Raw genomic sequence first — 24,223 nt, forward strand, 5'->3', positions numbered from 1 at the left:
CTTTCCCTGAAGTTGCAAGAGTGGTGCTTCGGTACCTGCGCTGGTCAATGCGGTTACCCCCTTGTTGGGATATCGGAATACTGGTGATGACGGCAATAAGAAAAATGTCTGTATTCATGTCTTTGGACATACGTAGTCAAAGATTACGGTTTGGCTACATTGCACACGTTTTTTTGCAGCAGTAGAATATCAAGTATCGTAAACACACTAAAAGAAATGAGAAAAAGAAGAGGTATCGTATGGAAATCCCTTATCGCAGTGAGGTTCCCAAAGAACAGACCTGGGACTTGACCCGGATCTTCAAGACTGAGGCGGACTGGGAGGCCGCCTTTAAAGCTGTCAAGCAGGAAGTCAAGGCCCTGCCGGCCTTGGAAGACGGCTTTACGGAGAGCGCGGCCGTCCTCTATGACCGCTTGACCCAGATTTTTGCCGTTGACCGCCGCCTGTCCAAGATCTACGTCTATGCCAGCATGGCCAGCGACGTCGACACCAGCAACCAGAAGAAGCTGGCCCTCAATTCCCGCGCCCAGAGCCTGGCCGCTGAATACCAGGCGGCTGTTGCCTTCATTCAGCCGGCTGTTTTAGCCTTGGGGAAAGAGGGCCTGGACGCCTTTTTCAAGGAAGAGCCAAGACTGGAAAACTACCGGCACTATTTGGAACAGATCGTCAAGCAGGAAGAGCACGTTTTGCCAGCTGAAGAGGAGAAGCTGGTATCGGCGGCCGGGGATGCCCTGTCAGCTTCGGCCAACACCTTCAACGTCTTGACCAACTCCGATTTGCAATTCCCTTACATTGAAGATGAAGACGGGGAAGCAGTGGAACTGACGGAAGCCAACTACGACATCTTGATCCAGTCCCAGAACAGGGAAGTCAGAGAGGACGCCTTTGACGCCCTTTACGCTGTCTACGGCCAGTTCGCGTCAACTTTTGCCTCAACATTGGCCGGCAATGTCAAGGCCCACAACTTTGATGCCCAGACCCACCACTACCAGGACGCCTTAGCCGCGGCTCTGTCAGAAAACAACATCCCTGTCGACGTCTACAACCAGCTTTTGACTAGCGTCCACAAGCACCTGGACCTCCTCCACCGCTATGTCAACTTGCGCGAAGAGATCCTGGACCTGAAGGGCGACCTGCAAATGTGGGACATGTACGTGTCGATCACGGGCAAGCCAAGCCTCAGCTACACTTTCGCTGAAGCCAAGGCCCAGGCCAGAGAGGCCCTGCAGGTTTTGGGCGAGGACTATGTCAAACACGTCGACTACCTCTTCAATAACCGCTGCATCGACCACGTGGCTAACATGCACAAGCAAAGCGGAGCCTACTCCGGCGGGGCTTATGACACCGACGCCTATGAGCTCTTGAACTGGCAGGGGGACCTGGATTCCCTCTACACCCTGGTCCACGAGACCGGCCACTCAGTCCACAGCATGTACACCCGGGAAAACCAGCCATACGTGTACGGGGACTATCCGATCTTTGTCGCGGAAATTGCCTCAACGACCAATGAAAACCTGCTGACCAACTACTTCCTGGATCGGGTAACGGATCCAAAGACCCGGGCCTTCCTGCTCGACTACTACTTGAGCTCCTTTAAGGGAACGGTCTACCGGCAGACCCAGTTCGCGGAATTCGAGAAGTTCATTCATGAAAGCGACCAGGCGGGTGAAGCCTTGACGGCTGACTACCTGTGCGGCTTCTACGACCGGCTCAACCAGCAGTACTACGGCCCGGCGATCAGCCTGGGCAGCGACATCGCCCTGGAATGGGCCCGGATTCCTCACTTCTATTACAACTTCTACGTCTACCAATACGCGACCGGCTTTGCCGCGGCGACTGCCCTGGCTAACAAGATTACTTACGGCAGCCAGGAAGACAAGGAGAAGTACCTGGACTTCCTTAAGTCCGGCTCCAGCGACTACCCGATCAACATCATGCAGAAGGCCGGCGTCGACATGACCAAGTCCGACTACCTGGAAGATGCCTTCAAGGTTTTTGCGGAAAGACTGGACGAATTTACTGACTTAATCAAAAAATTGTAGAAAAGAAAACGAAGCTGCTCAAAGTGAGTAGCTTCGTTTTTTGCTATTAAACTTGACACATGTTCAATCTTAGTGGTGTGAAGCACCAGTAGCCGCGTCTGGTTCAGACTTGATTTGGTTGACCGCGGTAACTGGGTATGGCTTGCGTACCCGCGGGTCAGTGCTGGATGGCTTAGTGTCGCCAGCGTACTGGAAGTCAGTCAAGCGGGCGTGCTTAACGTCTTCAATAGTCTTGCAGCCAGTCAGTTGCATGTCGATCTTCAATTCATCGTTCAATTCGTTGATGACTGAAGCAACCCCGTGCGGGCCACCCAAAGCCAGGCCGTAAAGGTAAGGACGGCCAATACCAACTAGGTCAGCCCCTAAAGCCAAAGCCTTGAAGACATGGGAGCCCCGGCGGACACCACCGTCGAAGATAACCGGGCAGCGGCCGTTGACTGCTTCAACAACTTCTGGCAATACATCGATAGTTGCAGGAGCACCGTCGATTTCCCGGCCACCGTGGTTAGTCACGTAAACGCCGTCTGCGCCGGCAGTCAAAGCAACTTCAACGTCTTCAGCACAGTTGACACCCTTAACGATGACTGGCAAGCCGGACATTTCCTTGATCCGCTTGATGTCATCCGGACCGATGTTCTGGGCGCTGGAAGCGTACATTTGCGCAACCGTTTGCCCTTCGCCCTTGGCGCCTTGGAAACGGGTGAAGAAGTCCAGCGGTACCGGGAAGGCAAAGTTGGTCCGCAGGTTGGCTTCCCGGTAGCCTGATACCAAAGCGTCAACCGTCAACAGGATTGCCTTGTAGCCAGCAGCGTTGATCGCGTCAAAGACCATATTGTTGAAGTCCCAGTTCTTTGAAAGGTAAAGCTGGAACATCCGCGGAGCATCTGGCGCAGCGGCAGCGATTTCTTCAACCGGCTTGTTGCCGTAAGTGCTGGAAGTAAACATGGCCCCAGCCAAAGCTGCCGCCTTTTGGGTAGCAACTTCAGCGTCAGCGTGGGAGATCCCATGACAAGCGATTGGTGAGATCATGATCGGCGTCTTCAGCTTCATGCCCAGGAATTCAGTTTCAGTTGACGGGTTGTCCATCCCGGTCAAGGCCCGGGGAACAATCTGGTAGTGGTTGAAGGCAGTAGTGTTGTTTCTCCAAGTCCATTCATATTCTGAACCTGAAGCTACGTAGTAGTAAGCCCCTTCCGGCATTACTTCCTTGGCCTTTTCTTCAAGCTCATCAACGTTAACAAATTTTAAGTCTTCATCTGCTTCGCTTTGCGGGAAGCCCTTGATGTAATGTGTCATGGAAATCTCCTCAATCATTAAAAAATTACTATCAATTACTGTTAACTTACAAGGATTATCATAGCATTTAATCGCTTACTTTTGGGCCAATCTTTTGCTTTTTAGAATCTGCTCAAAAAATTAGAAGTACTAGAAGTGCAGCTGTCCCGTAGCCAAGCCGACCAGGTACAGGAAGATACAGATGATTGCAGTGTAGATCCCGCACCACTTGAAGGCCTGCTTCAAGATCGTGCCTTCGCTGCCTTCCTGGCCGATAGCGGTAGACGCAACCGTGATGGATTGCGGGGAAATCATCTTCCCGGCAGTAGCCCCGACCATGTTGTTGGCCACGACCCAAGTCTGACTCACGCCCAGGCTTCGGGCAGCTGAGGCCTGCAATTTGGCGAAAAGGATGTTGGAACTGGTGTCTGACCCCGTCACGAAAGTCCCCAGGGCACCGATGATTGGCGCGATCAATGGGTAAACCGGACCCATGACCTTGACCAAAACAACCGCGATGGCACTGGTCATGCCGGCATAGCCCATAACCTTAGCCAGGGCCACGATAGCGGAAATAGTCACCGCCGTCTTGCCGATCCCCTTAATCAGGTTCCAGAGGATTCCAAAAGTTTCCTTAACGCTCAAGCCCTGGATCATGGCCCCGATGAAGGTAGCCAACAAGATCAAGGTCCCTGGTGAAGACAGCCAGTTGAGGCTGAACTGACCAGCATTTTTGCCAGTGTAAACCTGGAACTTCAAAGTCGCGGAGTTGAGCAGGCTGTTAACGGCTGGGAACAAGGATGAAGCGGCCAAAACGAAGACGAAAACTAAGATGAATGGCGCGCAGGCTTGCAGCAGTTCACCAGCTGAGTGCTTGGCAATGTCCCCGGTAGAAGCGGAGTATTCCGGCACGTCCTTGTGCCGCTTGGCCAAGAGGGCCGTAACCAGGATGCAGACGATGGAACCGGCGATGGCTGGCAATTCCGCCCCAACGTACTTAGCCACTAAGATTTGCGGCAAGGCAAAAGCCAGACCAGACATGAAGGTAATGAAGCCTACCCCCTTGATAGCCTTGACGCCCCCGCCGACCAGGCCAACCAAGATGTAAGGGATAACCAGGATCAAAACGCTCAGCTGCAGAGATACCACGAAGGCCATGTTCATCACGTCCAGGCCGGCAGTCTGGGCCAAGGTGATGACTGGCAGGCCGACCGCCCCGAAGGCAGTTGGAGTGGTGTTGGCCACCAGGCAGATAACGGAAGCTTCAATCGGGTTGATCCCGAAGGTCATCAAGATGCTGGCCGGGATGGCAACAGCGGTCCCGAAGCCGGCGATGGCTTCCAGGAAGCCCCCGAAGCCCCAGGCGATCAAGAGGACCAGGACCCGCTTGTCGGTCGTCAGACCACAGAGCATGTCCTGGATTTTTTGCATGGCGCCGGATTTAAAAGTTACCTTGGAGGTGAACATGGCGGCCACGATGATGTAGACAATCGAGAACAGGCCGCCCAGGATCCCTTCCAAGGTCCCGGTCAAAGTGTCAACGACTGGCAACTGGAAGGCAGTAATGGCCAAAATGATTGCCAGGATAAGAGAAATAACGGCTGCCTTGGCCGCAGGCATCTTCAAGGCTGTCAGAGAGATGATCATCCAGACGATCGGGATCAAGGCAAAAATGAATTTAACCCATATTCAGATAACTCCTTCTATAAGTATTTTTCACAAGGATTATTGTACATGAAAGCGCTTAAAAAGTCATGTGAATTTTGCTTTAAAACGTTGATATATTAGCGCTTGTACTTGAACTTATTTCACAATATTTTTGTTTGCTAAAAGAAAGATCCAAAAAAGCCCCGCTATTGCGGGGCTCTATATATTTTTTCACAAACTTGTTTGTTAACAAGGTTGCCTCTATTGATCGTCAAAAAAGATTTAAAAAATTTTGCTATTTAGCGTTAGGCGTACCTAATTTTTCCAAAACGTAGTCGCCGTCACTGTCCTGGCTGATGATCCCGTTTTGGTAAGTGTCAGTCACGCTAGTGTCATCCTTGTCACCGGTGTCACCGGTGTAAGAGAGCTTGTGGGTGACCGTGTAGTTGACGTAAGTCTTGCCGCTGCTGGCCGAACTGGTAGACAGGACGCTGACGACTTCGTTGTAATTAGCGACTGAGTCAGAGTCGTCCCAGTTGTCGTGCAGCTTCTTGATGCTGAGGTAGCCGGTATTGCTGCCGTTGACCCAGTCTTCGCTGCCATTGTCATCCCAGATGTCCTGGAGAAGGTCTAAAGCGTCTTCGCTGCTTGCCTTGCCTGGAGAAGGTCTAAAGCGTCTTCGCTGCTTGCCTTGGTCTTAGTATTCCTGGAGAGGCTGCACGATTTGCTTATCCTTGGCATAGTGTGCCTTGCTGGCGCCGCAGTTAGCGCAGTAGATTAGATCATTTTTACTTCCCCCTTTTTGATAAAAACTCTGTATGCTTAACTGGCAAAAAATGCTCTCAAGCCCAGTATTGCATAGAAAAATACAATTTTAGGCAAAAGAAAAGGAGCTCAAGAGCTCCTAAAATTCCATATTTGACTACGCCCGCTTCTTTCTGGCTTGGGTGAAGTAAACCAGCAGGTAAGCCGTTACCTCAATTACAGAAATGAAAAAGGTTACCGGCCAGTTGGTGATGTAGCCCAAGCACAGCCCGGCCCAGACCCCCAACAGGGCCAGGCCGACCGACCAGGCCAGCATGCTCGGAATCGACTTGCCCAAATAACGGGCCGTTGATGATGGCATGGTCAAAAGGACAAAGACCAGCATGGACCCGACCACCTGGGAGCCAATGGAAACCGCCATGGCCAAAGCCACCAGGAAGACCACCCCGACAAAGCCGGTATTGATGTGGTGGGCCGCTGCCCCGATATGATCAAAGGAATCATAGTTTAGGGGCCGCTGGATGGCAAAAATGATCAATAAGACAACCACTGACAGGCCGACCAGCTGATAGACGCTGGATCTGGACACCCCGATAATGGACCCGAACAAAATGTTGGTCGCGTAGCTGCTGGCTGAGCTGGACAGGGACAAAAAGAGGATCCCCAGGCCGACGAAGAAGGCGGAAATCGCGGAAATCGACGACTCCTTCTGCTCAGTCTGCATGGACAATTCCCCGACCCCGATTGAACCCAGGAGGGCAAAAATCAGCATCCCCGTCAAAGGCTTCAGTCCCATCAAAACGGCAAAAGCCGCCCCGGCAAAGCCGATTTCCGACAGGGTGTGGGCCAGGAAACTGAAATTGCGGGCCACGACATAGACGCCCACCACCCCGCAGGTAATCGCGATAAAGGTGGCCGCCCAAAAAGCATTGCGCATGAATTCGTAGGCAAACATCAGTTGAAACTCTCCTTAAAATCTTCCATCTTCCCCTGGCTGACCGTCCCGTCGCTTAAGTAAAGATAGTCCTTCATATAGCGCTTGGCCAAAGGAATGTCGTGGGTGACGAACAAGACCGTCATCTTGTGTTCATGGTTGAGGTGGGCGATTAGGCTCATCAATTCTTCCTTGGCCTTAGGGTCCAGGCTGGCCGTGGCTTCATCCAAAATGATGAAGTTCGGCTGGTCCAAGAGGGCCTGGGCCAGGTAGGCCCGCTGCTTCTGCCCGCCGGAAGCCTCCCCCATCCTGGTGTCCGCCAGGCCTTTCAAGTGGGTCTCCTGCAAAATATTGTTGACCTGGTCCTTAACCTTCTGGCTCTTCCAAAAAGGCGTGTTTAATTCGATAAAAGACTTGATTGACAAGGGATAGTCCGGGTCAATATTGCGGAACTGAGGCACATAGCCCACCTTTACGTCGTCAGCCAGCTCAAAATAGCCGTGGCTGGGACTCAGCATCCCTATCAGTATTCTGACCAGGGTGGTCTTCCCGGCCCCGTTAGGGCCCAAAAGAGCCGTCATGGACCCGGTCTCCAAGCTGAAATTGAGCTTTTTAAAAATCTCCTGGTCGTCGAACTTCATGCTCAAGTCCACGACCTGCAAAACTTTACTCATTTACTTACCTCTAGTCTCAGTCTCTCTATAGCTTCTTCAGCAAGTCCAGGACCTTGTCCTGGACTGCACTTTCATCGCTTGAGCCGATAATCCCGTTAGCCGCCCGCTTGGCTTCCGGCAAAGCCGTAGCTGTCGCGTAGCTCTGGCCCACGTATTGGAGCATGGCCACGTCGTTGCCCCCGTCGCCGAAGGCCACCATTTCGTCAGCCGGGATCCCGTAGCGCTTGCCCAAAAGCTTGAGGCCTACCGCCTTGTTCATGCCCAGCTTGCTGATGTCAACGGCTGAGTCGCTGCCGGCCACCATGTCCAGGCTCGGGAATTCCCGCTTGAGCTGCTGAGCAAAGGCTGATGATTCCCCTTCCCCGGTCGCCACAGTGAACTTGAAGATCCGGTCCTTGACGCTTTCGTAGTTGTCCACGGCTTTCAGTTCCTGGTAAAAAAGGTGGAGGTAGTTGTAAAACTCTTCCCCGTAGCTCTGCAAGGTGTAGGCGCTATTCACCCCGGCCAAGACAGTCGGGTGGTCCTGGCCGTACTTTTCCTTGATCTCGTGGATCATGGCCAGTTCATCGCTGTTTAAGTCCACGATGTTGAGGATTTCCCGCCCCTTCAAGACATAGGCCCCGTTTTCAGCCACGAAGTAGAGCTGGCTGAGGTATTCTTTTGGAAAACGGGTAACCAGGTTTTCATACTGGTTGCCGCTGGCGATGACGAACTTGACCCCCTTTTCCCTGGCTAGGTCCATGATTTGCTTGAACTTGTCCAGGTCGTACTCCTTCTTGGAGTTGAGCCAGGTACCATCCATGTCGGTCGCGATTAACTTGATCATCTTTTCTGCTCCATTCTCGTAATAAATCGTCTCATTTTTCAGTAAGTATAAAACTTTTGCTTTCTTTTGCTTTTTCCACTATCTATCTTACAGAATTTTGCCCGCTATTACTTGCTTTTTGTCCGCATTTAAAAAATCTGTAACAGTAGAGTATAACAAATCTTCCAGGAGAATGCCAGTATTTTTTCTAAAAAGAAAATTTAGGGCTAAACACAAAAACAGGAGGGACTTAATCCCCTCCTGTTTTGCATTTTAACTTATTTGTTTACTTTTCAATTGGTTTCTTCCAGAAGCCCATCATCAAAGCAGCTACGATTGAGCCGACAGCTACGGCGCCCAGGTAGCCCAGCCAGTTGCTGGACAAAGCGATAACCCAGAAACCACCGTGAGGTGCTGGCACGCCGACATGCCACAGACCCACCAGGGCCCCGCCGACAGCACTGCCGACGATTGATGAAACGATAACGTGCAGCGGGTCAGCACTGGCGAATGGGATAGCCCCTTCAGTGATGAAGGAGAAGCCCAGGATCCAGTTGGAAACACCGGCCCGGCGTTCATCTTCGGTAAACTTGTTCTTGAAGAAAGTAGTCGCGATAGCAGTCGCGAATGGTGCTACCATACCACCAACCATAACGGCAGCCATCAAGATAGCTGAGGTCTTGGAAGTCGGGTCGTTGGCGAAGGCACCTGAAGCGAAGACGTAAGCGGCCTTGTTGAAAGGACCACCCATGTCGATACTCATCATGCCGGCCAGGATCATGGTCAAGAGAACCAGGTTGCCAGTGCCCATGCCGTTCAAGAAGTTAGTGATAACCCCGTTCAAGGCACCGAAGACCGGGTTGATGATGTAGTACATGATCAAGGCTACTAAGAGCAGACCAAAGATTGGGTAGAGCAACATTGGCTTCATACCTTCAACGTTCTTCGGCAGCTTAGCGAAGAGCTTCTTGAGGCCCAAGATCAGGTAACCGGCGATGAAACCGATGGCAATCCCGCCCAGGAAGCCGGCTGGTGAAGCAGCCTTGACGTCGGCGTTAACAGCGTAAGAGCCACCCAAGGAAGAGTTGGCGATTGAGGCCATGAAACCACCGACGAAACCTGGCATCAAGGCTGGCAGGTCACCGATTGATTCAGCGATGTAGCCGGCCAGAACCGGAACCATGAAGGCGAAGGCCAGGTTACCAGCACTGTTCAAGAAGATGAAGGCCGGGCTCTTGGCGCCACCCATGTATTGTTCAACCAGGAAGGAGATGGCCATCAAGATACCGCCACCGATAACGAACGGAAGCATGTGGGAAATACCGCTCATCAAGTGCCGGTAGATGGTTGACCATACGCTGCCGTCGCTTGCAGCTGAGCTTTCACTGGCTTCACCAGCTTCTGCATGGTAAACGCTGCCCTTGCCGGACAGGATCTCGTCAATCAGTTGGTCTGGCTTGTTGATCCCGTCAACAACTGGGTGCTTGACCAGTTGCTTGCCGTCAAAGCGGGCCATCTTGACCTGCTTGTCGGAAGCGATGATAACACCCTTAGCCCGCTTGATTTCGTCAGCAGTCAGTTCGTGCTTAACGCCTTCTGAACCGTTGGTTTCAATCCGGACTTCAACGCCGCGCTTTTTACCGGCCTTGATCAGGGCTTCTTCAGCCATGTAAGTGTGGGCGATCCCGTTGATGCAGGCAGTAACGCCGACGATCAATGGCTTTTCGTCACTAGCTGCCTTAGCTTCTGCTTCCTTCTTAGCGGCCAGCTCGGCTTCGCGTTCAGCGTCTTCCTTGTCCTTGTCAGCTTCTGCCTGGCTGAAGAGGTCGATAACTTCGTCAGCCGTCTTAGCTGCCTTCAGCTTTTCAACCAGGTCAGGGTTGATCAAGAGGCTGCTCAGCTTAGCCAGGGCTTGCAAGTGGGTGTTGTCCGCACCGGCTGGGGCAGTGATCATGAAGAAGAGGTAGACTGGCTGCTGGTCTAATGAATCGAAGTCCACGCCTTTTTCACTCTTGGCAAAAAGCACCCGAGCCTTGTTAATGTATTCGTTTCTGGCGTGAGGCATGGCAATCCCGCCACCGATCCCGGTAGTGGATTCCTTTTCCCGGGCCCAGATGGATTCAACGAACTTTTCCTTGTTGTTGACGACGCCCGTAGCTACTTCCAAGTCGGCCATTTCGTTGATGGCTTCTTCCTTGGTGGTAGCCTGCAAGTCCATAATCATCGACTCTGGGCTCAAAATGTCTTTAATCCGCATCTTGTTCTCCTCAGTTACTAAAAAATACTTTGTTACTTCTTATTCCCTTTATTCAACGACGTCGATCTTGATTTGCGGCAAAACGGCGTCGATTTGGCTCTTAACCGCGATGTCTTCAGTGAAAGCCGTTGCCCCGCCGCAGGCGCTACCGACCCGGAGGCCTTCAGCCGCGTCGTGCTTTTCAAACCAGGTGCCGACGAAACCGGCAATCATGGAGTCCCCGGCGCCAACGGAGTTGACCGCCGTGCCCGTGGCCGCGTTGGCGTGGTAGACGTGGTCAGCAGTTACCAGGTAAGCACCTTCGCCAGCCATGGAGATCATGACGTTTTGCGCGCCCAGCTTCTGCAACTTCTTGGCTGCTTCCAGCATGTCGGCAGTTGATGAGAAGCTGGTGTCAAAAAGGTCAGCCAGTTCGTGGTGGTTTGGCTTGATAACCAATGGATTGAACTTCAAAGTACGCAGCAGGGCTTCGCCAGTCGTATCAACGACGAATTCCGCCCCCTTTTCCCGGATCAGCGGCAAAAGGCTTTCGTAGAAGTCCGTTGGCAGGCTTGGAGCCAGGCTGCCGCTCAAAACAACGACATCGCCTGCTTCCAGGTCGTCCAGGCGGGACTTGAAGGCTGCGACTTCCTGGTCGGTAATGTCCGGGCCAGCCGCGTTTATTTCAGTTTCTTCCTGGGCATGGATCTTAACGTTCACCCGGGTGTCGTCGCTGATTCTTACGAAGTCGCTGCTGATCTTCTTGACGTTCAATTGGCGGATCAATTCTTCGCCGGTAAAGCCGCCGACAAAGCCCCAGGCAGTGTTGTCCACGCCTAATTGGTTAAGAATCTGGGAAACGTTGATCCCCTTGCCCCCAGCTAAGAACTGGGTGTCGCTTGACCGGTTGGTCTCCCCGTCCTTGACTTCTGGCAGTTGCAGAACGTAGTCCAAAGCTGGGTTGACAGTCACGGTGTAAATCATTATTTAGCCTCCTCAAGTTGAATATTTACTGGCAATTTCTCCCGGTCGCCAGCCTCCAGGCGGCTGATGATGGTCACCTGGTCGGTCTTGGCGAATTCGGCAAAAGTTACCGCGTTAAATTTGCTGCGGTCGATTAAAACGAAAGCCTGCTGGCTTTGCTGGATAGCCGTCCTTTTCACGGCAGCTTCCTCAGTGTCCGGTGTGGTTAAAAAGCCGGCCGGGCTCAGGGCGTTGGCCCCAATGAAAGCCGCGTTGAAGTTCAGCTCCTGCAGGCGGGAGACAGTGGTCGCGCCAATGGCCGCGTGGGTCTGCCGCTTGACATGGCCGCCTAAAAGGCAGCAGTCAATTCCAGCGTCAGTCAAGGCCAGGGCCGTTTCCAGCCCGTTGGTCACCACGTGCAGGCCGCTGATCTCTTTTAAAAAGGGAACCATTTCATAAATGGTCGTCCCCGCGTCTAAAAAGAGATAGTCGTGCGGGTGGACCTTCCTGGCGGCCAGGCGGGCAATAGCCAGCTTGTCATCCCTGTTCAGATTGAAGCGGATCTGCTGGGCCACATCCTGGCCAAAAGTTTGCAGGCTCTGCGCTCCGCCGTGGACCCGTTTAAGCAGACCCCGGTCTTCCATTTCACTCAGATCGCGTCTGATCGTCGACTCGGATGTCGAGGTCAAGCGGCAAAGTTCCGTTACGCGGCAAATCTGATGTTCATCTACATAATGGGCAATCATTTGTTGCCGCTCTTCCGTCAGCATCTTTATCTTACCTCGTTATCTATTGTGAAGGCTTTCTCAGTCAAAAGCAATCATTTTTCGTCAAAAATGAGCGATTTTCCTAAAAAATTGACTTTTTTTGACAGAAACATACTTAAAATTAGCCAGGCAAGCAAAAAAGACCAGGAAACCCTGTTCTTTTATTTAGTCATATAGATATTTCTGACAGGCCTGGCGGGGATCTTGCCCGTTCCTGATCGCCAGAGCCAGTTCGATCGACACGTCAGCGATGATCGACTGGGGGTCGATAACCTGGTAGGGGTGGTCCGGCGACTGCTCCTGGGCTAAGGAAAGTTCCGTGCAGCCCAGCAGGATCACGTCGCAGCCATATTCGTCGTGCATCTTGCGGAGGATCTCATGGTAGAGCTCCTTGTCGACGATCCCCTTCTCCTTGATGTCCCGGTAGATCAATTCCGTCACCATCGGCTGGATCTCGGGACCGCCGAATTCGACTTCCCGTCCCACCCGGTGGATCTCGTCTTCATAAAGGTGGTCGTAAATTGACCCTTCAGTCGCGATCAAGCCGATCTTGGGACTGTTTGGGAACTGGTCGACATATTGGTGCACGGCAATCCGCATCATGTGCAGGAAGGGAATGTCGGTCAAGGCCGCCAGGTCGTCATAAAAGTAGTGGGCCGTGTTGCAGGGCATGACCATGAAGTCCGGCCCCAGCTTGGCCTGGCCTAAAACATCTTCTTTAAGCGCATTGAAAAAATTCGGCTGGCTGTGGTCCTTGATGTAGGCCGTCCGATCTGGCACCTGGGCATCATTGACCAGGATGTAGTTCAAGTAGTCCTGGTCCTTGCTGATCTTGACCCGGTGGTTGATCAAGCGGACATAGCTTTCGGTCGCAATGGTCCCCATCCCGCCAATAATGCTAAAGAAATGCTTCACTAAATATCAATCCTTACTTTTCTAATTCCTGGACCACCTGCCGGGCGATAACAATATCGCCGGCATATGGGGTGTCTACCCCGCGGATCTTCTGGAAGGCGTCAGCCCCCTTGCCGCAGAGCAGGACCACGTCGTTCGGGCCAGCTTCGGAAATGGCTTCCTTGATGGCCTTCTCCCGGTCCAGTTCGATAACCGTTTCACACTTGGAGTGGTCGATCCCGGCATCGATTTCCTCGCAGATGTCCTGGGCATTTTCAAAGCCAGGGTCGTCCGTGGTCAGGTAGGCCTTGTCAGCTTCCGCCGTCAAGCTTTCACTGAAGCCCGGCCGGCGGGAAATTCCCTTGTCCCCAGGCGCGCCGACCACGACGATAATCCGGGGGTTGGTGAATTCCCGGCGCATGAACCGCATCAAGGCCAGCATCGAGGCCTTGTTGTGGGCATAGTCCACCACAATCAAGCCGTGCTTTTGGGTCGTGACGGTTTCCATCCGGCCTGGGATGGTCACGTGCCGGATCCCCTTGGCGCAGTCTTCATAGCTCATCCCGGCTAGGCCAGCCCCGATGATGGCGCCGGTAGCGTTGGTTTCGTTGAAGTCGCCGATCATCTGCAGAGTGTATTCACCAGAGATTGGCAGCTTGTGGGCCTTGCTTGAAGCCGTAGTCAAGATGAACTTGGTTTCAGCCAGGTCAGTTTCCACGGACTTGTAGCGGAAGTCGATCGGCTTCTTCAGATCCGGGTTTTCAAAGCCGTCCCGGGCAAACAGGTAGATGCTGTCCGGGTTGGTCGTGGTCGTTGCTGCCGCGTAAACATCAGCGAAACGGTCGGTTTCCGCGTTGATGATGCACTTGCGGGAGTTAACCAAAAGCTGCAGCTTGCAGTGGAGGTAGTCCTCAAAGTTCGGGTGCTCGTTGACCCCGATGTGGTCCGGGGTGATGTTCAGGAAGAAGCCCAGGTCGTAGGTCAGGCCAAAGACCCGGTTCTTCTTGTAGGCTTGGGATGACACTTCCATAACCATGTGGGTCATGCCGTTGTCAACTGCCCGCCGCATGTCTCTGAACAAGTCCAGTGATTCCGGCGTGGTCAGGCTGGACTTGAAGGTGTCTTCCGGAGACAGCCCGAGGATGTTGTCGACTGAGGACAAAAGAGCAGTCCGGCCCCCGTTGAGCTGGTCCAGCATCCCCTTTAAGAAGTAGGCGGAAGTGGTCTTGCCCTTAGTCCCGGTAAAGCCAACCAGGAAGAGGTCGTCTTGCGGGAAGCTGTAGAAGGCAGATGACAAAAGGGCCATCGCCTTGGACACGTTGCGGACGATCAAGGCGTGCATCCCCGTGCCTTCCGGGTATGGCTGCTCAGCCACGTAGGCAATTGCCCCGTTTTCCTTGGCCATGGTCAGGTAGGTTGGCCGGAAGCCCGCCCCCTTGCAGAAGAAGAGGCTGTTGTTCTGGACATCGCGTGAGTCATAAGAAACAGCCTCCATTCTGGTCTGGACAGTGTCCTGGACGGCACTGGACTTGAGTAGGTGGTGTTCTTTTAAGATTAAAATACAGGTGTTTAATGAGATGCTCATTTTTACTCCTCACTGTCAATTAAGATTCAATTCAAATTATACCACAGGTCTAAGAGCAAAGTTATTTGCCTGGGGATCCCGGGGCAAGAGAATGATGAAACTGGTCCAATCCTTGTTTGATTCACAGCGGATCGTCCCCCCGTGCAGCTCGACGGCCCCCTGGACGATGGACAGGCCTAAGCCCGTGCCCCCGGTCTTGGTATTGCGCGAGCTTTCCACCCGGTAGAAGCGGTCAAAAATCTTCTTCAATTTGTCCTTGGGAATCGGTTCCCCGTTATTCTCAACCCGCAGCTCAACCTGCTCGTGGTTGATCAGGTTGGCCACCAGGTTGATCCGGCTGGCCCCAGCCGCGTACTTTAAGGCATTGGAGATCAAGTTGTTGTAGACCCGGACCAGCTTTTCCACGTCGGCGTTGACGATCAAATCATCCGGCCGGGCCTTGACGCTAAAGGCAATGCCCTTCTTCTCCGCTTCTAGCTCAAAGCCGGCCGCCACCTGCTCCATCATGCCCTTGATATTGATCGGGGTCACGTTCAGCTTGGTCTTGGTCGACTTCAAGGTGGTGTACTCGAAAAGGTCATTGGCCAGGGACCTCATCTGCTCAGCCTTGTCATAGGCGATATTGATGTACTTGAGCATGTCCTCCTGGCTGGTCACGGCCCCGTTCTTCAGCAGGCCCAGGTAGCCGATGATGCTGGTCAAAGGGGTCCGGATATCGTGGGAAACATTGGTGATCAGTTCGTCTTTCGACTGCTCGATCGCCTTTTCTTCATTGATCGCCCCCACGGTTGAGTCGACCAGGGAGTTGATGGAATCGATCACCTTCTGCATGTCGTTGTTGACGCTGAAGGAAATCCGGTGGTCAAAGTGGCCGTTGGCAATATAGTGCAATTCGGAAATGATGTGCCGCAGCTGCATTTGGTGGTAGCGGCGGATTAAGCGCCAGTACAAGACGATGACGTCAGCGATCCCCATCAAAATTATCCCGATTCTTTCCCAGGACCAGATATGGTAGCCCGGTCCGATCGTCATGGTCTTTTTCAAAAAATAAATGCCGTTGACCAGGCTCTTGTCCTGCAGGACCGCCAAATGGTAGAGGATGATGACGGACATGTTCAAGAGCAGCATGATGATGACCGTCACCACGCCTTCAGCAAAAAGCTCGCTCTTCTCAGCCGCGGTCAGCTTGACTCGGGGCCGCTTGCCCTGGACGACTTGTTTTTCTTTGTCTTGCTTAGGCTTCAACCTTGTAACCTACACCCCATACAGTCTTGATAACTTCTTCTCCGTCGGTGGCCTTCTGGATCTTGTCCCGCAAGTGGGAAACGTGAACCATGACCGTCTTGGCGCTGACAATGGACTCTTGCTGCCAAACCCGCTCGAAGATCTCATCAGCTGAGAAGACCCGGTTGGGGTGGCTGGCCAAAAGGTAAAGAATGCCGAATTCCAGGGCTGTCAGTTGGATTTCCTTGCCTTCAACCGTCTTGACCTCATGGGAGTCCTTGTTGATGATCAGAGGCCCGACTTCCAAAACGTCAGGCTCCTCTTCCTTGACCTGCTTCTGGCTGCGACGCAAAAGGGACCGGACCCGGGCCATGACTTCCAGGGGGTTGAAAGGCTTGGACACGTAGTCGTCGGCCCCGGTGATCAAGCCCTGGATCTTATCCATGTCGCCGGTCTTGGCGCTGACGATGATGATCGGAATGTCAGAATCTTTGCGAACTTCCTTGACCACATCGATGCCTGACAGGTTCGGCATCATCACGTCCAGAATCATCAAGGCGATATCTGGCGTGGTTGAGAGCTTGGTCAAAGCTTCCTTGCCATTGTAGGCGGCAATCGGCTCATAGCCTTCGTTCTTCAAATAAATGCTTAAGAGTTCCACGATTTCGTGGTCATCATCGACAACGAGAATTTTCATTTGCAAAACCTCTTCTATTCCAAACTTATCTATCCTGTATTGTACCTTTTATTTTAACCAATATACCAAAAAGAGCGTACTTTGACGTACGCTCTGACTTGGATTTTAGCAAAACATAAGATTCGCTCTTATTGGATTTCTTTTTTGCCGGTGTAGAGCTCGTAGTAGTAGCCCTGCTTGGCCAGAAGCTGGTCGTGGTTGCCGGCTTCCAGGATCCGACCGTGGTCCAGGACTATGATCAAGTCGGAGTTGACGATGGTGGACAGACGGTGGGCAATGACGAAGCTGGTCCGGCCAGCCAAAAGGTTGTCCATCCCGGCTTGCACCAGGCGCTCAGTCCGGGTGTCGATGGAACTGGTGGCTTCGTCCAGGATCATAACCGGAGTGTCAGCGATCATGGCCCGGGCAATGGAGAGCAGCTGCAGCTGCCCTTGAGAGAGGTCACCGCCGCCCCCGTCGATCACCGTTTCATAGCCATCATCCAGGTCATGGATGAACTCGTCGGCCCGGGCCAGGCGGGCTGCCTGGTAGACGTCGTCATCTGAAGCGTCAGGCCGGCCGAAGCGGATGTTTTCCATGATGGTGCCGGTAAACATGTGAGTTTCCTGCAAGACGATGGAAACAGACTTGCGGAGGTCATCCTTCTTGATGTCCTTGATATCGATCCCGTCGTAAGTGATCGTGCCGGAATTAATTTCATAGAAGCGGTTGATCATGTTGGAAATGGTAGTCTTCCCGGCCCCCGTTTCCCCGACCAGGGCCACCTTCATGCCAGGCTTGGCTTCAAGGGAAATGTCGTGCAGGATCTGCTTGCCTGGTACATAGCCGAAGCTGACGTGGTCAAAAACGATGTGACCCTTGACTGGCACGTACTTAAAGCCGTTTTCGGTCGGCAGCTTCCACTGCCAGGCATTCTTGACGCCCGACTTCTCTTCGATAGTTACCTGGCCGTCGTCAACTTCAACATTTTCATCCAGGACCTGGAAAATACGCCGGGCCCCGGCAATAGCCAGAACGATGGCGTTCAGCTGCTGGGAAATCTGAGCGATCGGCATGATGAAGGCCTTGGACAGCTGCATGAAGGAAGCCAGAGCCCCCAAGGTCAGCGGAATGTTGCCGGCTAAGATTGCCGCCCCGCCGATCAAGGCGATCAAGACATAGAGCAGGTTGCCGATATTGCCCATGATTGGGAACAAGATGGTGGCATAGGTGTTGGCCTTACCTGAGGCAATCCGCAGCTGGTCATTGTAGCGGTCAAAGTCGGCCTTGACTTCCGGTTCATGGGAGAAGACCTTGATGACCTTCAAGCCGTTAAGCATTTCTTCGTTGTAGCCGTTGACCATGCCCATAGTCTTCTGCTGCTGGTCAAAGTAGTAGCTGGACTTGCCGGTCAAGTAGCGGACAACGCCTAAGGACAGGAGAACCACTACCAGGGAAACCAGGGTCAATTGCCAGCTGAGATAGAACATCCCCGCCAAAACGAAGACTACTGAAAAGACAGAGTTAGCGAACATCGGCAGGGCCTGGGAGATCATCTGCATCAAGGTGTCGATGTCGTTAGTGTAGCGGGACATGATGTCGCCGTATTCGTTCTGGTCAAAAAAGGCTATCGGCAGCCGCTGCATGTGGGTAAACATTTCATTTCTGATTTGCTTTTGCACCTGCTGGGACAAGACCATCATCAGCAAGGTGAAAAGGTAGTTGGCGACCAGACCGATGGCGTAAACGCCGGCCATGAGCAAAACAGCGTGAGCCAAGGGGCCAAAGTCCGGGCTCTTTTGCTTGAGCATGGGCGTGATGTAGCGGTCGATAACCTGTTCAATGAACAAGGAGCCGACAACGGAAGCCGCCGCGCTGATGATCACGGAGACCAGGGAAACGATCAAAGCCGCCGGGCTAACCCGGTAGACGTATTTCAGCAGGCGGGTCAAGGTCTGCATTTGTGATGGTTGCTGAGCTTGTTTTTTAGTCATCGATTATCACCTACTTGCTGTTTTCTTCCTGGAACTTGGCGATGGATGAGTACAAGTCGTTGCGCTTGATCAATTCATCGTGGGTTCCGACGTCTTCGATCTTCCCGTGGTTCATGACCACGATCCGGTCGGCATCCTTGATGGAGACGATCCGCTGGGAAATGATGATCTTGGTCGTTTCCGGCAGGTCCCGCTTCAAGGCTTCCCGGATTTCCCGTTCAGTCTTGGTGTCGACGGCACTGGTGGAGTCGTCCAGGATCAGGATCTTCGGCTTCTTCAACAGGGCCCGAGCGATCGTGATCCGCTGCTTTTGCCCCCCGGAAACATTGTTGCCGCCTTGTTCGACCATGGTGTCATAACCGTCCGGCATTTCCCGGATAAAGCCGTCAGCCTGGGCAATCTTGGCTGCCCAGACGATTTCCTCGTCGCTGGCCTTTTCATTCCCCCACTTGAGGTTGTCCTTGATAGTGCCGGTGAAGAGGACGTTCTTTTGCAAAACGACCGCCACGTTGTCGCGCAGGGTCTTAAGGTCGTAAGAGCGCACGTTGTGGCCGCCGACTCTGACTGCCCCGCCGGTCACGTCGTAAAGGCGAGGAATCATGGAAATCAAGGTTGACTTGGAAGACCCGGTTTCCCCGATAATCCCCAAAGTTTCCCCGGACTTGATCCGCAGGTCAATGTCCTTTAAGGCATAGTGGGCATCTTCCTTGTTGTACTTGAAGTCAACGTGGTCAAAAACGACTTCCCCGTTGGTCACGCTGGTCAAAGGTGACTTGGCCGGGTTGACAATAGTTGGCTTGGCCATCAAGACGTCAGCCACCCGGCGCCCGCTTGACTGAGCCATCATCAGCTGGGTGAAGATCATGGACAGGATCATCAAGGACATCAAGATGGACATGGTGTAAGAGAACATGGAAACCAGCTGGCCGGTTGCCAGTTGATGGCCCACGATCAGTTTTGCCCCAAACCAGGACAGGGCCAGCATGACAGCGTCGATCATCATGGTCATGACCGGGCCGTTGAAGGCCATGATGAACATGGCCCGTCTGAAGAGCTTGTAGATCTTGCTGGTGGACTTTTTAAAGTTGTCGATCTGCTCTTCTTCATGGACATAGGTCTTGACTTCCCGGATCCCGCGGATGTTTTCCCGGACCTTCCGGTTCAGTTCGTCATAGGCCCGGAAGATTCTCGGGAAGTATGGCCGAGCATTCTTAATGATCAAGATCATGGCAAAAGCCAAAATCGGAACAGCCACGAGGAAGATCAGTGTCAGTCTCCAGCTGATCGAAACTGCCATGAACAGGGAAATGATCATCATGAACGGGGCCCGGACGGCCATTCTGATGCTCATCTGGTAGGCCTGCTGGATGTTGTTGGTGTCAGTCGTCAGCCGGGTCACCAGACTCGCGCTGGAGAACTTGTCAATGTTTTCAAATGAAAAGTCCTGAATGTGGTAGAACATGTCATGGCGGAGGTTGGCGGTAAAGCCGGCTGCCGCGTGGGCTGAGAAGTAGCTAGCACTGGCCCCCAGGACCAGGGAGACCAGGGCCAGCATGATGGTGAACAGACCCATCTTGCGCACGTAGTCCATGTCCCCCTTATTGATCCCGTTGTCAATCAAGAGCCCCATGATATATGGGATATACATTTCAATGAAGACCTCGACGACCACGCACAAAGGAGACAAGAGCGTCTCTTTTTTGTACTGGCGGACGGACTTCAATAAAGTTTTAAGCATTAATGACCTCCCTCTTTACTGCTCATCGCTTTTTATAAAAAAATCGTCAAACAAAAACAAATAGATGCTGAGCATCTATTTGTTTTATACTTATCAGCTTATTTTACACCCATTAGGATTAAAAAGCACGCTATTGATTTACTTTTTCTTCATGGTCAGCTTGTCCGGGCTGAGAGAAGTCCCTTCAATCCCGTAGTGACGGCGAACCAGCCAGCGAATCCCGTAAGCGGCTGCGGCCACCAGGATGTCAGCCCAGCCTGGCAGAACCGGGTTGATGACGGACAGGGCCGGAATTGAGAGGACAAAGACGATCAGCATGATGATCAAAAGTGACCCCAGAAGGCCCCAGATCACCTTGCCCCAGGCCGGCTTGCCGGTCTTCGGGTCAGGCTGCATCCAGGTGTTGTATTTGGTGAAGTACCAGCCCATGGCCAGACCCATCACGATCAAGGTCAGGATCCCGGAACCGGAGGAAGTGGACTTACTGTTGTCCGTGAACAATTGCAAGACCCCAAACAGAACCGTCAGCATGGCCGTGTAGAAGAGGGCCCCGTCCAGGGCTACCAGCTTGTCCGGCACCCTTTCCGGCTTAACGACCGGGTGCAGGATCTGGCTGGCCTTCAGCTTAGGCGCGGCGCCAAACAAAACGTTGGCCGGCTGCCCCTTGATCTGGGCGTCGTAGATTTCCGGCAAAAGGCCGTCGATCTGGGCGTCAGCGTCGCCTTCGCTCATGCCGCCGGCAACCAGTTCCTTCTTCAAGCGGTAGATGTAGTCCTTGTTCTTGTTGGACAATTTCCCCCGGAGTTCTTCCGGGTTCTCCTGCTTGATGCTTTCCGTCTTGGCTTCTGCCTGCCCCTGCTTTTGCAGCTCGGCTTGAGAAGCGTTCTTAACTTGCTTTTCTTCGCTCACTTCTGTCTCCTGCCTTATACGTTAAATCTAAATTCGATGATGTCGCCGTCCTGGACTTCGTATTCCTTGCCTTCCAGGCGGACTCTGCCGGCTTCCTTGATCTTCTGCATGCTTTCGTACTTGTCCAGGTCTTCGAAGGAAACGACTTCGGCCCGGATGAAGCCCCGTTCAAAGTCGGAGTGGATGACACCGGCGACTTGCGGCGCCTTCATGCCCTGGTGGAAGGTCCAGGCCCGGGTTTCCTTGCCCCCGGCCGTAAAGAAGGTTCTGAGGCCCAGCAGGTGGTAGGCAGCCCGGATCAAGCGGTCCAAACCGGATTCTTCAACCCCTTCAGCCGCCAGCATTTCTGCCTTTTCTTCATCGTCCAGGCCGGCAATTTCTTCTTCGATAGCCGCGGAGATGCCCAGGCAGCCAGCCCCTTCCTTGTCGGCGTGGGCCTTGACGATTTGGTAGTACTTGTCGCTTTCCGGATCAGCCATGGATTCTTCCGCGATGTTGGCCACGTAGATGACCGGCTTGGAAGTCAGGAGGAAGAGGCCCTTGACGATCTTGGCTTCGTCATCAGTGAACTTGATGGACCGGACCGGGTCGCCGGCTTCCAGAACTGGCTTGATCTTTTGCAAGACATTGTATTCAGCCATGGCTTCCTTGTCCTTTTGCTGGGCCATCTTCTGCACCTTGCCGATCCGGCGGTCAACTGAGTCCAGGTCAGCGTAGATCAGTTCCAGGTTGATGGTGTCGATGTCTTCTTCCGGGTCAACCTTGCCGGAGACGGAAGTGATGTTTTCATCGTCAAAAGCCCGGACCACGTGTACGATAGCGTCGGTCTGGCGGATGTTTTCCAGGAACTTGTTGCCCAGGCCTTCACCCTTGGAAGCCCCCTTGACCAAACCGGCAATGTCGGTGAATTCAAAAGTCGTGTGGACAACCTTCTTGGCCGGGATCAGTTCTTGGATTCTGGCCAGGCGCTTGTCCGGCACTTCAACCATCCCCACGTTCGGTTCAATGGTCGCGAATGGGTAGTTAGCCATTTCCGCGCCCGCCTTGGTAATTGCGTTAAAAAGAGTTGACTTGCCGACGTTTGGCAAACCGACGATACCAGCAGTTAAAGCCATATTTTGTAATTCCTCTTTCTTGTTTTTTCTTGCTTGCGTGTTTAATTCTTGGCCTTTTGGCCAGATTAGTCAATGCCTAGCCGAAATTTGGCCGGGCGATGTCTTCCTTGGCCACGTAAAAATCGTTCTTCAAGTTGACGGGATCATTGCTCTTGGCCAGGACCTTCTTGACCTTCTTGTTGAAATCAGCCCGCGGCATCATGACCACGTGCCCGCAGCCCATGCATTTCAAGCGGATGTCGGCGCCCAGGCGCAGGACCTCCCAGTTGTTGGTTTGGCAAGCGTGGGGCTTCTTCATTTCAACCGTGTCCGCCAAGTCAAAAGTAATGTTTTTAGTCATCGAGATTCACACCTAACAAATCCAGAATTCGGTTCAGTTCATCCGGGGAAGCAAAGTCAATTGACAAGTGCCCCTTCCCCGTCTTGTTTTCCGTAATGCTTACCGGCGAGCCGAACTTGGCGGCCAGCTGGCTTTCGCTGGCCCGCACGAATGCTGACTTGCCGGCATTCTTTTTCTTCTGCTTCTGCCCGCGCTCGTTCATCTTGGCGACCAGCGCCTCGACCTTGCGGACCGGCATCCCTTCCTTAACCACCCGCTTGGCCAGTTCATCGATCCTGTCCTTGTCCTTTAAGCCCAGAAGGGTTCTTGCCTGGCCCATGGACAATTCCCCTCTTTGCAAAAGACCCTTGGTCTTCTGCGGCAAGGTGAGCAGACGGAGGTAGTTGGTGATGTAAGGGCGGGACTTGCCCATCTTCTTGGAAACCTCTTCCTGGGTCAAGCCCAGGTTCTTTTGCAGCATTTCATAAGCCTGGGCTTCTTCCAAAGGAGTCAGGTCTTCCCGCTGCAGGTTTTCCAAGATGGCCACTTCCATCATCTGGCTTTCATCAAACTGGCGGATGATGGCCGGGATGGTGGCCTGGCCGGCTAATTGGGAAGCCCGGCAGCGGCGCTCACCGGCGATTATCTCGTAGCCGCCGACTGACCGGCGGACGATGATCGGCTGCAGGACCCCGTTTTCCTTGATGGATTCAGCCAGTTCTGCCAGCTTCTTTTCATCAAAATTCTTCCGCGGCTGGTAAGGGTTGGGCCGGACTTCTGCCAAAGGCAGGTCTTCGATTTCTTCGGCCGGCTTTACCTGGGGTTCTTCTTCAAAAAGCGCCCCCAAGCCCCGGCCCAGGCCGCCCTTCTTTTCCTGTTTCTTATTTCTTGAGTCTCTTGCCATGAGCCTTCAGCACCTCTTTTGCTAAGTCATCATAAACCTTGGCCCCGCGCGAACTTGGCGCGTATTCCGTGATTGCCTCCCCGTAGCTTGGCGCTTCAGCCAGCTTGGTGATCCGCGGAATGATCGTCTTGTAGACCCGGTCGCCGAAATATTCCTTGACCTGCTGGACCACGTCGGCCCCCAGGTTGGTCCGGGCATCCAGCATGGTCAGCAAGACCCCCTCCACGCCCAGGTCCTTGTTAAAGTGCTTCTGGACTAAGCGGATGGTGTTGAGCAGCTGGCTCAATCCTTCCATAGCGTAGTATTCGCTTTGGACCGGAATCAAAATCGACTGGCTGGCCGTAAAGGCATTGATGGACAACTGCCCCAAAGAAGGAGGACAGTCGATAAAGACGAAGTCGTACTTGTCGCCCAAGTCTTCAATGGCCCCCTTCAAGCGGGTTTCCCGGGCCATCATGCTGATCAGCTCGGTTTCCGCCCCGGCCAGATTGATCGTGGCCGGCAGGATGTCCAGCTTCTTGCTGCTAGTCGGCTTGATGGCTGAGGCGATCGGGATTTCATCGATTAGAACATTGTAGATATCATACTCGATGGTCGACTTCTCAATCCCCAAGCCTGAGGTGGCATTGCCCTGCGGGTCAATGTCGACAATCAATACCTTGTAGCCTCTTTTAGCAATGGAAGCGGCCAAATTGATGGTCGTCGTGGTTTTGCCAACGCCGCCCTTCTGGTTGGCGACTGCGATGACGCTACCCAT

Annotated in this window: 20 protein-coding genes; 1 reads left to right on the forward strand and 19 read right to left on the reverse strand. The window is 53.3% G+C overall.

All coding sequences use genetic code 11. The annotated features are described in order from the left end of the window. The first annotated feature begins 239 nt into the window (after window positions 1–239). The gene (gene pepF, locus LJ046_RS01150) at window positions 240–2,042 is read left to right on the forward strand and encodes an oligoendopeptidase F (RefSeq protein WP_002879497.1); all 1,803 of its coding nucleotides are present in this window, start codon (window positions 240–242) and stop codon (window positions 2,040–2,042) included. A gap of 69 nt (window positions 2,043–2,111) precedes the next feature. Here pepF and LJ046_RS01155 read toward each other — a convergent pair whose 3' ends face one another. From LJ046_RS01155 to LJ046_RS01250, 19 genes are all read right to left on the reverse strand, one after another. Beyond that, window positions 2,112–3,338, reverse strand: a complete 1,227-nt coding sequence (locus LJ046_RS01155) for a lactate oxidase (RefSeq protein ID WP_002879498.1) — start codon at window positions 3,336–3,338, stop codon at window positions 2,112–2,114. 129 nt (window positions 3,339–3,467) lie between these two features. Beyond that, window positions 3,468–5,006, reverse strand: coding sequence for an L-lactate permease (locus tag LJ046_RS01160; RefSeq protein ID WP_035176742.1), 1,539 nt, complete (start codon window positions 5,004–5,006; stop codon window positions 3,468–3,470). A gap of 880 nt (window positions 5,007–5,886) precedes the next feature. Continuing rightward, on the reverse strand, window positions 5,887–6,684 hold the full coding sequence (locus LJ046_RS01165) for a metal ABC transporter permease (protein WP_002879501.1): 798 nt from the start codon (window positions 6,682–6,684) through the stop codon (window positions 5,887–5,889). Next, entirely contained in the window at window positions 6,684–7,337 is a 654-nt protein-coding gene (locus LJ046_RS01170; RefSeq protein WP_002879502.1) for a metal ABC transporter ATP-binding protein, read from the reverse strand. The genes LJ046_RS01165 and LJ046_RS01170 overlap by 1 nt, the downstream gene beginning before the upstream one ends. Before the next feature lie 25 nt (window positions 7,338–7,362). Continuing rightward, window positions 7,363–8,163, reverse strand: coding sequence for an HAD family hydrolase (locus LJ046_RS01175; RefSeq protein ID WP_002879503.1), 801 nt, complete (start codon window positions 8,161–8,163; stop codon window positions 7,363–7,365). A 265-nt stretch (window positions 8,164–8,428) separates the two neighbouring features. Beyond that, a complete protein-coding gene (locus LJ046_RS01180) occupies window positions 8,429–10,399 on the reverse strand; it encodes a PTS fructose transporter subunit IIABC (protein ID WP_002879504.1) in 1,971 nt (656 codons plus the stop codon). Between the two features lie 48 nt (window positions 10,400–10,447). After that, complete coding sequence (gene pfkB, locus LJ046_RS01185; protein ID WP_002879506.1) at window positions 10,448–11,362, reverse strand: 1-phosphofructokinase; 915 nt, start codon at window positions 11,360–11,362, stop codon at window positions 10,448–10,450. Next, window positions 11,362–12,111 (reverse strand): DeoR/GlpR family DNA-binding transcription regulator, encoded by a 750-nt coding sequence (locus tag LJ046_RS01190; protein ID WP_035176743.1) that lies wholly within the window; start codon window positions 12,109–12,111, stop codon window positions 11,362–11,364. Before LJ046_RS01190 ends, pfkB begins: the two co-directional genes overlap by 1 nt. A 162-nt stretch (window positions 12,112–12,273) precedes the next feature. After that, the gene (locus LJ046_RS01200) at window positions 12,274–13,023 is read right to left on the reverse strand and encodes an aspartate/glutamate racemase family protein (RefSeq protein WP_002879510.1); all 750 of its coding nucleotides are present in this window, start codon (window positions 13,021–13,023) and stop codon (window positions 12,274–12,276) included. 13 nt (window positions 13,024–13,036) lie between these two features. Continuing rightward, window positions 13,037–14,587 carry a UDP-N-acetylmuramoyl-L-alanyl-D-glutamate--2,6-diaminopimelate ligase gene (locus tag LJ046_RS01205; RefSeq protein WP_002879511.1) on the reverse strand — a complete coding sequence of 517 codons (1,551 nt, stop codon included), beginning with the start codon at window positions 14,585–14,587 and terminating at the stop codon, window positions 13,037–13,039. A 36-nt stretch (window positions 14,588–14,623) separates the two neighbouring features. After that, complete coding sequence (locus tag LJ046_RS01210; protein WP_002879512.1) at window positions 14,624–15,832, reverse strand: sensor histidine kinase; 1,209 nt, start codon at window positions 15,830–15,832, stop codon at window positions 14,624–14,626. Continuing rightward, window positions 15,822–16,508 (reverse strand): response regulator transcription factor CroR, encoded by a 687-nt coding sequence (gene croR, locus LJ046_RS01215; protein ID WP_002879513.1) that lies wholly within the window; start codon window positions 16,506–16,508, stop codon window positions 15,822–15,824. Before croR ends, LJ046_RS01210 begins: the two co-directional genes overlap by 11 nt. A 128-nt stretch (window positions 16,509–16,636) precedes the next feature. After that, the gene (locus LJ046_RS01220; RefSeq protein WP_002879515.1) at window positions 16,637–18,481 is read right to left on the reverse strand and encodes an ABC transporter ATP-binding protein; all 1,845 of its coding nucleotides are present in this window, start codon (window positions 18,479–18,481) and stop codon (window positions 16,637–16,639) included. Window positions 18,482–18,491: 10 nt separating this feature from the next. After that, on the reverse strand, window positions 18,492–20,219 hold the full coding sequence (locus tag LJ046_RS01225; protein WP_002879516.1) for an ABC transporter ATP-binding protein: 1,728 nt from the start codon (window positions 20,217–20,219) through the stop codon (window positions 18,492–18,494). Window positions 20,220–20,357: 138 nt separating this feature from the next. Then, complete coding sequence (locus LJ046_RS01230) at window positions 20,358–21,128, reverse strand: DUF1129 domain-containing protein (RefSeq protein WP_002879518.1); 771 nt, start codon at window positions 21,126–21,128, stop codon at window positions 20,358–20,360. 14 nt (window positions 21,129–21,142) lie between these two features. Further along, window positions 21,143–22,243, reverse strand: a complete 1,101-nt coding sequence (gene ychF, locus LJ046_RS01235; RefSeq protein ID WP_002879521.1) for a redox-regulated ATPase YchF — start codon at window positions 22,241–22,243, stop codon at window positions 21,143–21,145. A 76-nt stretch (window positions 22,244–22,319) separates the two neighbouring features. After that, window positions 22,320–22,583, reverse strand: coding sequence for a DUF951 domain-containing protein (locus LJ046_RS01240; protein ID WP_002879522.1), 264 nt, complete (start codon window positions 22,581–22,583; stop codon window positions 22,320–22,322). Further along, window positions 22,576–23,466 carry a ParB/RepB/Spo0J family partition protein gene (locus LJ046_RS01245; protein ID WP_002879523.1) on the reverse strand — a complete coding sequence of 297 codons (891 nt, stop codon included), beginning with the start codon at window positions 23,464–23,466 and terminating at the stop codon, window positions 22,576–22,578. The genes LJ046_RS01240 and LJ046_RS01245 overlap by 8 nt, the downstream gene beginning before the upstream one ends. Next, window positions 23,444–24,223, reverse strand: coding sequence for a ParA family protein (locus LJ046_RS01250; RefSeq protein ID WP_002879524.1), 780 nt, complete (start codon window positions 24,221–24,223; stop codon window positions 23,444–23,446). The genes LJ046_RS01245 and LJ046_RS01250 overlap by 23 nt, the downstream gene beginning before the upstream one ends.

The organism is Lactobacillus delbrueckii subsp. jakobsenii ZN7a-9 = DSM 26046 (assembly GCF_001888925.1).
In the GTDB taxonomy this organism is placed as follows: Bacteria; Bacillota; Bacilli; order Lactobacillales; family Lactobacillaceae; genus Lactobacillus; species Lactobacillus delbrueckii.

Bases quoted from the DNA above. Each gene is read 5' to 3' on its own strand.
- pepF (WP_002879497.1), top strand. From the start codon at position 240: ATGGAAATCCCTTATCGCAGTGAGGTTCCCAAAGAACAGACCTGGGAC.
- LJ046_RS01155 (WP_002879498.1), bottom strand. From the start codon at position 3,338: ATGACACATTACATCAAGGGCTTCCCGCAAAGCGAAGCAGATGAAGAC.
- LJ046_RS01165 (WP_002879501.1), bottom strand. From the start codon at position 6,684: ATGTTTGCCTACGAATTCATGCGCAATGCTTTTTGGGCGGCCACCTTT.
- LJ046_RS01170 (WP_002879502.1), bottom strand. From the start codon at position 7,337: ATGAGTAAAGTTTTGCAGGTCGTGGACTTGAGCATGAAGTTCGACGAC.
- LJ046_RS01175 (WP_002879503.1), bottom strand. From the start codon at position 8,163: ATGATCAAGTTAATCGCGACCGACATGGATGGTACCTGGCTCAACTCC.
- LJ046_RS01180 (WP_002879504.1), bottom strand. From the start codon at position 10,399: ATGCGGATTAAAGACATTTTGAGCCCAGAGTCGATGATTATGGACTTG.
- pfkB (WP_002879506.1), bottom strand. From the start codon at position 11,362: ATGATTTACACCGTGACTGTCAACCCAGCTTTGGACTACGTTCTGCAA.
- LJ046_RS01190 (WP_035176743.1), bottom strand. From the start codon at position 12,111: ATGCTGACGGAAGAGCGGCAACAAATGATTGCCCATTATGTAGATGAA.
- LJ046_RS01205 (WP_002879511.1), bottom strand. From the start codon at position 14,587: ATGAGCATCTCATTAAACACCTGTATTTTAATCTTAAAAGAACACCAC.
- croR (WP_002879513.1), bottom strand. From the start codon at position 16,508: ATGAAAATTCTCGTTGTCGATGATGACCACGAAATCGTGGAACTCTTA.
- LJ046_RS01220 (WP_002879515.1), bottom strand. From the start codon at position 18,481: ATGACTAAAAAACAAGCTCAGCAACCATCACAAATGCAGACCTTGACC.
- LJ046_RS01225 (WP_002879516.1), bottom strand. From the start codon at position 20,219: ATGCTTAAAACTTTATTGAAGTCCGTCCGCCAGTACAAAAAAGAGACG.
- ychF (WP_002879521.1), bottom strand. From the start codon at position 22,243: ATGGCTTTAACTGCTGGTATCGTCGGTTTGCCAAACGTCGGCAAGTCA.
- LJ046_RS01240 (WP_002879522.1), bottom strand. From the start codon at position 22,583: ATGACTAAAAACATTACTTTTGACTTGGCGGACACGGTTGAAATGAAG.
- LJ046_RS01245 (WP_002879523.1), bottom strand. From the start codon at position 23,466: ATGGCAAGAGACTCAAGAAATAAGAAACAGGAAAAGAAGGGCGGCCTG.
- LJ046_RS01250 (WP_002879524.1), bottom strand. From the start codon at position 24,223: ATGGGTAGCGTCATCGCAGTCGCCAACCAGAAGGGCGGCGTTGGCAAA.